8 protein-coding genes are annotated in these 11,099 nt (G+C 42.1%); all 8 read right to left on the reverse strand.

Annotation, left to right across the window (positions count from 1 at the left end; genetic code table 11):
* Positions 1-38 precede the first annotated feature (38 nt).
* Positions 39-470: a cytidine deaminase family protein gene (locus tag HMPREF1117_RS10385; protein WP_000355957.1), complete on the reverse strand. Its 432-nt coding sequence runs from the start codon at positions 468-470 to the stop codon at positions 39-41.
* A gap of 13 nt (positions 471-483) precedes the next feature.
* Positions 484-1,944, reverse strand: coding sequence for a glutamate--tRNA ligase (gltX, locus tag HMPREF1117_RS10390; RefSeq protein WP_000031053.1), 1,461 nt, complete (start codon positions 1,942-1,944; stop codon positions 484-486).
* Between the two features lie 127 nt (positions 1,945-2,071).
* The gene (locus HMPREF1117_RS10395) at positions 2,072-3,421 is read right to left on the reverse strand and encodes a glucose-6-phosphate isomerase (RefSeq protein ID WP_000018266.1); all 1,350 of its coding nucleotides are present in this window, start codon (positions 3,419-3,421) and stop codon (positions 2,072-2,074) included.
* A gap of 170 nt (positions 3,422-3,591) precedes the next feature.
* Positions 3,592-4,281 (reverse strand): gamma-glutamyl-gamma-aminobutyrate hydrolase family protein, encoded by a 690-nt coding sequence (locus HMPREF1117_RS10405; protein WP_001138352.1) that lies wholly within the window; start codon positions 4,279-4,281, stop codon positions 3,592-3,594.
* Between the two features lie 138 nt (positions 4,282-4,419).
* Positions 4,420-6,186, reverse strand: a complete 1,767-nt coding sequence (gene patB / locus HMPREF1117_RS10410) for a multidrug efflux ABC transporter subunit PatB (RefSeq protein ID WP_000859887.1) — start codon at positions 6,184-6,186, stop codon at positions 4,420-4,422.
* A 1-nt stretch (position 6,187) separates the two neighbouring features.
* On the reverse strand, positions 6,188-7,894 hold the full coding sequence (patA, locus tag HMPREF1117_RS10415) for a multidrug efflux ABC transporter subunit PatA (protein WP_000908171.1): 1,707 nt from the start codon (positions 7,892-7,894) through the stop codon (positions 6,188-6,190).
* A gap of 162 nt (positions 7,895-8,056) precedes the next feature.
* Positions 8,057-10,591: a DNA mismatch repair protein MutS gene (gene mutS, locus HMPREF1117_RS10420; RefSeq protein ID WP_000135605.1), complete on the reverse strand. Its 2,535-nt coding sequence runs from the start codon at positions 10,589-10,591 to the stop codon at positions 8,057-8,059.
* Positions 10,592-10,641: 50 nt separating this feature from the next.
* Positions 10,642-11,088 carry an arginine repressor gene (argR, locus tag HMPREF1117_RS10425; RefSeq protein ID WP_007557440.1) on the reverse strand — a complete coding sequence of 149 codons (447 nt, stop codon included), beginning with the start codon at positions 11,086-11,088 and terminating at the stop codon, positions 10,642-10,644.
* Between the last annotated feature and the right edge of the window lie 11 nt (positions 11,089-11,099).

Raw genomic sequence — 11,099 nt, forward strand, 5'->3', positions numbered from 1 at the left:
TTTAAGTAAAAAGAGCCAGAATTGAACCGACTCTTTTATTACTTATCAAACTTAGAAGCACGTTCTTCTCCCCACCAATAGGGCATTAGTTCTGCAACTTTAACAGTCTTTCTTCTATTGTAGTCCATCATGAATTCTGCATCCTTATTTTCAGCGTTCAACTCTAAGAGGAACTCTCTGCAAGCGCCACAAGGCATACCCGAACTTCCACCATAAGATGGTTTATCACGAAAGGCTAATACTTTCTTAACCTTAGTTTGTCCTGAAAATTGGTACATATTAAAGAGTGCCGCGCGCTCTGCGCAGAGATGGAATACACCACAGGTTCCCTCCATACAGAAACCTGTAAATATTTGTCCATCTTCTGCCTCTACTGCGGCAACGACATGATTAGCATAAACAAAATCAGATACTTCATGTGGATTATACAATTTCTGTGCTTCTTCGTACATCTTTACCCAGATGTCCATTATTGTACCCTTCTTATTTAGAGATTTCCTTTAACATATTTTCGATATGCTTGATTGATTTTTCACGTCCTAACAAGAAGATAGTATCTGGCAATTCTGGTCCATGCATTTCACCTGAAACAGCGATACGAATAGGCATAAAAAGATTTTTTCCTTTAATACCTGTTTCTTTTTGAACAGCTTTGATTTGTGGAAAGATATTTTCTGTTACAAATTCATCATCTGTCATCGCTTCAAGTTTTGCTTTGAAGGCTTCAAGAACTGTTGGGACTGTTTCCCCCGCCATGACTTCGCGCTCTGCTTCTGTCAATTCTGGGAAATCTGAGAAGAAAAGATCTGTCAATGGGATAATCTCATCTACTGATTTCATTTGTGGTTTATAGAGCTCAACTAATTTTTCAGCCTTGTCAGTCAATCGGCCTGCTTCCTCTAAGAATGGTTTTGCCATTTCAAAGATAGTTTCTAGGTCTGCATTCTTGATATAGTCATTGCTCATCCAGTCTAGTTTTTTCTGGTCAAAGGCTGCTGGAGACTTGCTGAGGCGGTTTTCATCGAAAAGTTTAATGAGTTCTTCACGAGAGAAGATTTCATCTTCGCCACCTGGGTTCCAACCAAGAAGAGCAATAAAGTTAAAGACTGCTTCTGGTAAATAACCTTTTTTACGGTAGTCTTCGATAAACTGAAGGGTGTTGGTGTCACGTTTAGACAATTTTTTCCCAGTTTCAGAGTTGATAATCAAAGTCATGTGACCAAATTCTGGAGCTTCCCAACCAAGTGCTTCATAAACCATGAGCTGTTTTGGTGTATTAGCAATGTGGTCGTCTCCACGGATTACGTGAGAAATCTGCATATCATGGTCATCGATGACAACGGCAAAGTTGTATGTTGGGTAACCATCTTTCTTTTGGATAACCCAGTCACCACCGATATTGCCACCTTCAAATTCGATATCACCTTTGACCATATCATGCCACTTGTAGATACCTGACTCATTGACAGCCAAACGAACAGTTGGGATGATCCCTGCTGCTTCACGTTCTGCGATGTAAGCTGCCTTTTCTTCTTCACTCATACCAAGGTATTCATTGATGTAGCGTGGTGTTTCGCCAGCTGCTTCTTGGCGTTCGCGTTCAGCTGCCAACTCTTCTTCTGTAACGTAAGATTTGTAGGCTTTTCCTTCAGCTAACAGTTGATCGATGTATTTTTGATACAAGTCCAAACGCTCAGACTGGCGGTAATTTTCATGTGTTTCTGGGCTTTCATCCCAATCCATACCTAACCAGCGAAGGTTTTCAAGCTGTGAACGTTCACCATCCTCGACATGACGTTTACGGTCAGTATCTTCGATACGAATGATAAAAGTTCCACCATGATGACGTGCGTAAAGGTAGTTGAACAATGCTGTACGGGCATTCCCGATGTGTAGTAGTCCTGTTGGACTTGGTGCGTAACGTACGCGGATATCTTTTGACATAGTTTCTCCTATAAAGTCTCTAGGCATCTGCCTTTTTGCTCTCTATATTATATCACAAGTCTTGGCTGAGTCCAATTTCTATGAATAAAGAGAGTAAAAAGAGTGGACAAACCACTCTTTTCTTCTATTATAGACGTGCGTTAAGTTCTTTGCTCAATTCTTCAAATCCTGGTTTTCCAAGAAGGGCAAACATGTTACGTTTGTAAGCTTCAACACCTGGTTGGTCAAATGGGTTGATAGCATTCAAATAGCCTGAAAGGGCAATTGCCAATTCGAAGAAGTAGATAGTGTAACCAAGAGTGAAAGCATCTTGCTCTGGAAGAGTCACGTACATGTTTGGTACATCACCATCTGTGTGGGCAAGAAGAACACCATCAGTCGCTTTTTTGTTCACAAAGTCAACGTCTTTTCCTTGAAGGTAACCAAGTCCATCAAGATCTTCTTCCAAGCTAGGAATAATCACGTTTTTACGAGGTTTGTCAACACGGACAACTGTTTCAAACATGATACGAGTTCCTTCTTGGATAAATTGACCAAGTGAGTGCAAGTCAGTTGAGAAGTTGGCTGAAGTTGGGTAGATACCTTTTTGGTCTTTTCCTTCTGATTCACCAGCCAATTGTTTCCACCACTCTGAGAAGTATTGAAGTGATGGCTCGTAGTTTACCAAGATCTCAGTTGCATAGCCTTTACGGTAAAGAATGTTACGAACTGCTGCGTATTGGTAAGCTTCGTTTTCAGAGATTTTATCTGAAGTGTAGTCTTTGCGAGCTGCATTCGCACCTTCCATAAGGGCTTTGATGTCAGCTCCTGATGCTGCGATTGGAAGCAAACCAACGGCTGTCAATACTGAGAAGCGTCCACCGATATCATCTGGAACAACAAATGTTTCCCAATCGTTAGCGTCTGCTTCAACCTTAACAGCACCTTTTTGGCGGTCAGTTGTTGCATAGATACGTTTGTTAGCTTCTTCTTGACCGTATTTCTTAACCAAGAGTTCTTTGAAAACACGGAAAGCGATAGCTGGTTCAGTTGTTGTACCTGATTTAGAGATCACGTTTACTGAGAAGTCTTTGTCTGCAACATACTCTACCAAGTCAGCAAGGTAAGTAGATGAGATTGAATTTCCTGCGTAAAGGATTTGTGGAGCCTTGCGTTCTTCTTTTGTTTGCAAGTTAGCAAAGTGGTGGTTCAAGAAGTCGATTGCTGCTTTCGCACCAAGGTAAGATCCACCGATACCGATAACAACCAAAACATCGCTGTCTGACTTGATTTGCTCAGCAGCTTTCAAGATGCGGTCAAATTCTTCGCGGTCGTAGTTTTCAGGAAGGTCCAACCATCCCAAGAAGTCGCTACCAGCACCAGTTCCTTTACGGATCAATTCATCTGCTGCTGTTACTTGTGATTGCATGTATTCCACTTCATGTGGTGCAACAAATTTGTCTAAAACTTTTGAATAATCAAATTTAATATGTGACATGTTATTCCTCCAATATTTCTTCTTTTCTATCATAACGCTTACCTTCGTTTTTTTCAAGTTTTTTTGTCGAATTTCTCCAATTTTTATCAGAATTCAAACGTTTGCGTAAAAATCCCATATTCCAAAAAATTTGAAAAAATAAAATAAAGAACGACCAGATGTTCCAGTCGTTACAATTCATTCAATAAATACTCAAATAGTTCTAAATTGCCATCTTCTTCATTAACTAGAAACTCTGGATGCCACTGCAAACCGATAATTCGGTGTTCGTCGATAGACTCAATCGCTTCGATGGTTTGGTCTCTTGGATCAATAGCAGTTACACGAAAATTAGGTGCCAAATCTTTAATGCTTTGACGATGGACAGAATTGACCTGACTTTCTTTTCCAAATAGCTTAGCCACTACGCTTCCTTCTACTGTCTCAATAGAGTGAGATGTTCCAAAAGGCAGTCCTTGCCAGTGACCTTCGATTTCTTGATTGAGGGTTCCACCAAAGGCAACATTGACAAGTTGGACACCGCGACAGATTGCCATAATTGGTTTATTCTGGCGGAGAGCTTCCTTTAAGAGGGCCAGTTCAAACTCATCACGGACCAGATTATAATCATCGCTCACGATGGTCTTTTTCTCTCCGTAAAATTGAGGATGGACATTTTGGCCCCCTGTCAAGATGAGTTTATCAATCATTTCTACATAATCGCGTACAACTGACTCATCACCAACAGGAATGACTAAAGGGAGACCACCGACTTGACGAATGCTCTCTGCGAATCTACAAGATACAGATGAATGAATGTTTTTGCCTTCTGCGTCTACGGGACATAGATTTGCAGCAACTCCTACAACCGTTCTAGGCATGATGTCTCTCCTTTCGAATATTAACGATAGTCCTATCATATCACTCAAAACACCTTTCGTCTAATATGTTTTTTTTAAGTCCGTGATAAATATTTTCTATGAACAAGAAAAAGCTGCCCACATAGGACAACTTCTTTCTTATTCAAAAACAAATTGATTGTGATAGAGTTCTGAGTAGAATCCACCTAGTTTCAAGAGTTCATAGTGATTACCACGTTCAATCACTTCTCCATCTTTAAGGACAATAATCTGATCAGCATTGAGGATGGTCTTCAAACGGTGAGCAATGACGAAACTAGTTCTGCCTGCCACAACCGCCTCCATGGCATGCTGAATCTTGCTTTCTGTCACCGTATCTACGTTTGAAGTGGCTTCATCGAGAATGAGAACTTCTGGATCTGTCATCAAGGTTCGAGCGATAGAAATCAATTGCTTTTGCCCAGTTGAGAAGATGCTCTGGTCATCATCGATAAGAGTATCGTATTTATCAGGTAAGCTTTCGATATAGTCGTGAATGTGGGTTGCCTTGGCTGCTGCCTCAACCATTTCTTGACTAGCATCTGGCACACCAAAACGGATATTGTCTCGAATCGTTCCGCTAAATAAGACAGAATCTTGCAAGACAATTCCCACCTTACTTCTGAGACTATCCAAATCATAGTCACGAATGTCTTTACCATCAAAATAAATAGCACCAGCATCAACATCATAAAAGCGATTGATGAGGTTCATAATAGTCGTTTTCCCTGACCCTGTCGGACCAACAACCGCTGTCATCTGACCTTTAGGGGCAGAAATACTGACATCTTTCAAAATAGGTTTATCAGGCAGATATGAGAAATCGATATGACGGATTTCAACACCTTCTTGCAGCTTAGTGAAGGTTGGAGCCTTTTCAGGTCGGATTTCTTCTTCTGCGTTAAGCATTTCCTGAATCCGTTCAGCACCCGTAAAGGCCAACTGAAGACTTCCCCAACTTGCCGCAACTTGAATAATAGGCTGGTAGTACTGTTGAGAAAATTGGGCAAACATAACAATTAAACCTAGGGCTGTACTTGTTTCGATAGACTTATCATTCAGAAGTACAGCTGAACCAGCAAAGATGACGATGGCTGTGTTAACCAAACTCATCCCATTCATGACAGGGAACAGAATTCCTGAAAACATTCTTCCTTTAAAGGTCGCCTTGCGCACACGCTCATTTTGTTCAAGAAATCCTGCCATCATATCCTCTTGAATTCCTTGCACAATTACAGCTTTTTGGCCTGAAATACTCTCATCCATATAGGCGTTGAGTTTCCCTACCTCTTTCTGCTGGAGATTGGTGTATTTGCGTGCCATTTTCACGATAAAAATCAGCATGAGGAAGGCCACTGGTGTGCTGGCGATGGTGATGAGGGCCAGCGTCACATTTCTCGAAAACATGACAAGAATCAGACCAATGTATAAAACAACATTGCTCATGACCTGAATCAAGCTTTCGTTAAAGGCTTGGAGGATATTATCCAAATCACTGGTAAAACGAGATAAGATATCGCCATCTTGTCGGCGGTCAAAGAAAGAAACCGTCAAGCGAGCAAGCTTACCGAAGAGGCCTTTGCGCATCTCGTTGGTCGACTCTGCAATTACGCGCGTCATGAGACACATGTATATCACGCTAGAGATAAATAGAACCAAAACGAGCATGCCAAGATTGACCATGATTCCTGATAGACTTTGCCAAACAAGTTCTGGATTGCCATTTTGATAAGCTTGAACTAAATTGGCTAGTTCTGTTACCGCTTGTCCAGAAAAGACTGGAAAGAGGGCTTGGGCAAGAGTCGCCAGAACAATCATCGTGATGACAACTACAAATGATAGCTTATAGACTTTAAAATAATTCCAAAAAAATTGAACTGTTTTCATGTTACTCCTCCTTTCCTTTCTGTGTCTCATAGATTTCACGGTAAACGGCATTGTTGGCAACCAAGTCCGCGTGCGTCCCTTGACCAATCAATCGGCCTTGATCTAGAACCAAGATTTTATCCGCATGAACAACCGAGCTAATTTTTTGCGCGATGATAATGGTTGTCGTCCCTTTCAAGTCCTTATTCAAAGCTTCCTGAACCAGTCGCTCTGACTTAGCATCCAAGGCTGAGGTCGAATCGTCAAAAATCAGAATACGTGGATTGCTGACAATTCCACGGGCAATCGACATCCTTTGTTTTTGCCCACCTGAGAAATTGGTTCCCCGTTCTTCAACTGGACTTTCAAAGGTTTTCTCCATACGATGAATGAATTCGCTGGCTTGGGCAATATTGGCTGCGCGCTCCATTTCAAATAGAGTAGCATCTCCCTTACCCTGTCTCAGGTTATCTGCAATCGTTCCACTAAAGAGAATAGCACGCTGAAGAACTATAGAAACTGTTTTGCGTAGGGTTCCTTCACTCACTTCTCGAATATCCTTGCCTCCGATTTTAATAGACCCTTTCTGTGGGTCAAAGAGACGTGGAATCAATTGAGCCAAGGTTGATTTTCCTGCACCAGTCGCTCCAACTACACCAATCATTTGACCAGGTTCAATAGTAAAGGTCACATCTTTCAGCATCGGTTCCTTATCCATTGGATAGGTAAAGGTCACATTTTCAAAGCTAAGACTTCCGACCAACTCTTCATCTGGTACATCCTTGAAGGTCATGGCTGGCTCTGCGTCCAGAATTTCTCGAATACGACGCATGGAAATCATAGCACGACTGACAGAATTTCCCAAAAATCCAACCATAATAATAGTAAAGATAATCTGACTTAGGTAATTGACAAAGGAAGCAATAGATCCAACAACCGACGGATCCGATTGAACCATCCCCGCAACCAGCCAAATAGAGAGGAAGACCGCTCCGTAACCGACCAACATCATAAAGGGTTCCACTACCGAAAAGGCATAACCGATGTAAAGATTTTGACCGAGCAGCTCGTCTGAAACCTCCGTAAACTTAGCAAACTGCTCTTTTTCTTGAACAAAGGACTTAACCACACGAACACCGCGCAAATTTTCCTTAGCAATAGCATTGATGCGCTCAAGCAGGGTTTGAAACTTGGCAAAACGAGGCCCCATCATTCCCATCATGACAGCAGTCAAACCAAAAATCAAGACTACCATGAGAACAATCACCCACCAAAGAGACGGTAAAGTTCGAACCGCCAGGATAAACGAACCTATGAACAAGAGGGGAAGTCTGAAAAGAATTTGGAAGGTCATCATGACCACGTTCTGAATCTGGTTGATATCATTTGTCATGCGAACAACTAAATTTCCCGCATTAAACTGTTCAATATTGGCATAAGAAAAGGTTTGGATTTTACGAAAGGCATCCTCCCGAAGGTCGGATGAAACTCCTTGGGCAATATAGGCTGCGAGGATAACATTAAGACCCCCAGCAATCAGACCGACCAAGGCCACACCAATCAACCAAACTCCGATACTATAAATAGCTTCATATTTCCCAGCAAGGAGAGCATCTAACACTTCCTGCAGATAACGCGGTTGCAAAAGTGAACTAGCAACCATCAAGCCTGTCATCAGGAGCGAAGCCAAGACCTGCCATTTGTAGGTTTTTACTTTCTGAATCAGCATACTTTCTCCTTAAAAAATAGACAAAAGGGAGCGACAATACGTCAGCTCCTTTTCATTCTGTTTGTATGATGTCATTCTAGCAAAAAAGTAGTAAATTGTCAAAGAAGTCTTCCTTTTAAACTAGAAAGAAGAGGCAACATTATGCCAGTCTAACATACACGATTACAATTTTTGTTTTAACTCTACTAAAACATTCATGGCCTGCATAGGTGTCATATTGTAAACATCCAGTTTAGACAATTCTGCTAGGATTGGATTTTCTGCAGGCGTGTCAAATAATGACATTTGTTCAGTGACTGCACTTATTTCTCTCTCATTCACTTGAACTTTCTGGCCTTGACTCTCTAATTGAGTTAAAATTTTATCTGCTCTAGCTAAAAGATCAGCCGGTAAACCAGCAATCTTGGCTACATGGATACCGTAGGATTTGTCGGCTGGGCCTGGCTCTATCTTGTGAAGGAAGGTCACTTGTCCATTTTGCTCTAAGGTTGCCACGTGGACATTGACCAAGTGTTCCAAGCTGGATTCCAGACTGGTCAACTCATGGTAGTGGGTCGCAAAGAGGGTCTTTGCTCCGATATGCTCATGGATGTACTCAATAATGGATTGAGCTAAGGCCATACCATCATAGGTTGCCGTTCCCCTTCCCAACTCATCAAAAAGAATCAAGGAATCCTTGGTTGCATGAGAAATGGCATTATTGGCCTCCATCATCTCAACCATAAAGGTTGATTGACCTGAAACCAAGTCATCTGCTGCTCCGATACGGGTAAAGATGGCATCAAAAATAGGCAAGCAAGCACTTTCTGCAGGTACGTAAGAACCCATCTGAGCCATCACTGCTGTCATGGCCAGCTGACGCATATAGGTCGACTTCCCACTCATATTCGGCCCTGTAATCAGTTGGATACTGGTATCTTCTGCCATCTGAATAGTGTTAGGAATATAGGCCTGAGCCCCCATAACCTTTTCAACGACAGCATGGCGCCCTTTCTGGATATCAATTCGCGAATCATCTCCGAATTCAGGTCGAATCAAATGCTGGGTTTCAGCCACAACTGCTAAACTCTGCAGGACATCAACCGTCGCAATTCCTTGAGCTAAAGCTTGTAAACGCTGGATGTACTTACTGACCTCTTCACGAATGCGCATAAAAATTTCATACTCTAGATTGGCTGACTTCTCACGCGCCTCTAGCATATCTCCTTCGATACGCGCTAACTCCTCGGTCCCAAATCGTTCCGAGTTTTTCAAAGTTGCCTTGCGGAAAAAGTGGGCTGGCACATTTCCCAATTGCGAATTGGTCACATGGAAATAGTAGCCATCTTTTTTATTGTAGTCTATCTTGAGAGTGCTGATACCTGAGCTTTCTCTCTCCTTGGCCTCAATCTCAGCAATCCAACTCGTCCCTTCTCTAAGCACTCGGCGGTACTTGTCCAAAGTCTCATCAAATCCCGTCCGAATAATGCCACCTTCCGTAATGACATGAGGCGCTTCAGGAGCAATCGCTGCGCTAATCAAGCTCTCCAACTCAGGGATTCCATCCAATTGTGCGATGAGATAGGCTAGAGCAGGTTGCTTCATCCCTTCTAAAATCGCACGAATTCGTGGCACACTGGATAAGGTGGTCGCTAGCTGCAAGAGATCCTTGGGGTTTGTCTTACCAAAAGAAACACGACTAGCCAAGCGTTCAATATCATAAACTCCCTTGAGACTGTCTGTCAAATCACTGCGCTCAAAGAAATGGTCTAGAAAGACCTGGACCACCTCTTGACGTTCAACAATTCGTTTCTTATCAATCAAGGGTCGGTGGATCCAAGAACGTAACAGACGCATACCCATAGCCGTCTTGGTTTCATCCAAAAGCCAGAAAAGACTGCCTTGCTTCTTGCCCGAACGAGCATTTTCTACCAAATCCAAACTAGCCTTAGTTGCATAGTCCATCTGCAAAAAATCTTTGATTTCATAGCGGATAACAGGTTTGAGGTGGTTCAATTCCCGCATCTGGGTCCGATGAACATACTGGAGCAGTTTACTAGACGCTGCTTGCTCTACGCTTGCCAAACGTGAATCCAGTAAATGAAGATCCTCAAAAGATTCTTTTTCATAGGAAAGAACCAGATTCATCTGACGACTGAGGATTTGCTCCTCTGCTTCAGACAAGTCATAACCCAGCACCACTTCTCGAGCCTTGAGGTTACGGATTTCGCCACAGACCAACGTGAAATCTAGAAGACCTGTCACATAAAAATCACCTGTTACCAAGTCCATATAAGCTAGACCAAATTTGTTCCCTTCACGATCCAAAGCAACTAGGAAATTATTCTGACTATCGGGTTTACTACTGTCTACAACAGTTCCTGGTGTAATAACCTGAACGACCTCTCGCTTGACAACTCCAACTGCTTGTTTGGGGTCTTCCATCTGCTCCGCAATCGCAACTTTATACCCTTTTTCGATCAAGACATCGATATACTGCTGGGCAGAATGGTAGGGAACACCCGCCATAGGAATCGGATTGTCCGCATTCTTATTACGACTGGTTAATGAAATTTCTAAAATTTGCGCTGCATTAACTGCATCCTCATAAAATAATTCATAAAAATCACCCATTCGAAAGAGCAAAAAAGCATCTGGATACTGTTGCTTAATATCCACATACTGTTGCATGCCGGGTGATAGCTTTTCTGACGCCATATGCCGTCTCTCCTTGTCAAAAATAAGTCTTGAGAGTAACTCCCAAGACCTTACTTATCTTTCATCAAATCTAGCAAACGATCTTCCATTAGTTTGGCAACGTGCTGGTCTCGACAAATGACCAATAAGGTATTTGCACCAGCAACTGTTCCTAAAATCCATTCATCCTTGTTTGCATCTACAATATTTGCTAAAACAGAAGCTTCTCCAAGTCTAGTATGAAGTACTAGAGTAAACTCTGCTCTTGCAACACCTTCTAAATGATGAGACAAAAACTCAACCAAATCAATTTTTTCTGTCTCATTTGCTAGTACATAATACACCATACCATTTTTCTTGACCTTGGTCAAGCCAATTTCACGTAGATCCCGTGATAAAGTGGTTTGAGTTACAAATACATTATGCATCTCCAAGCGATCTTGAATCTCTTTTTGTGTCCCCAACTTCTCCTCGGTAATCATTTTTATAATCAACTGATGACGATCTCTTTTCCTCATAAAATCCTCTT

This window comes from Streptococcus sp. SK643 (genome assembly GCF_000259505.1).
In the GTDB taxonomy this organism is placed as follows: Bacteria; Bacillota; Bacilli; order Lactobacillales; family Streptococcaceae; genus Streptococcus.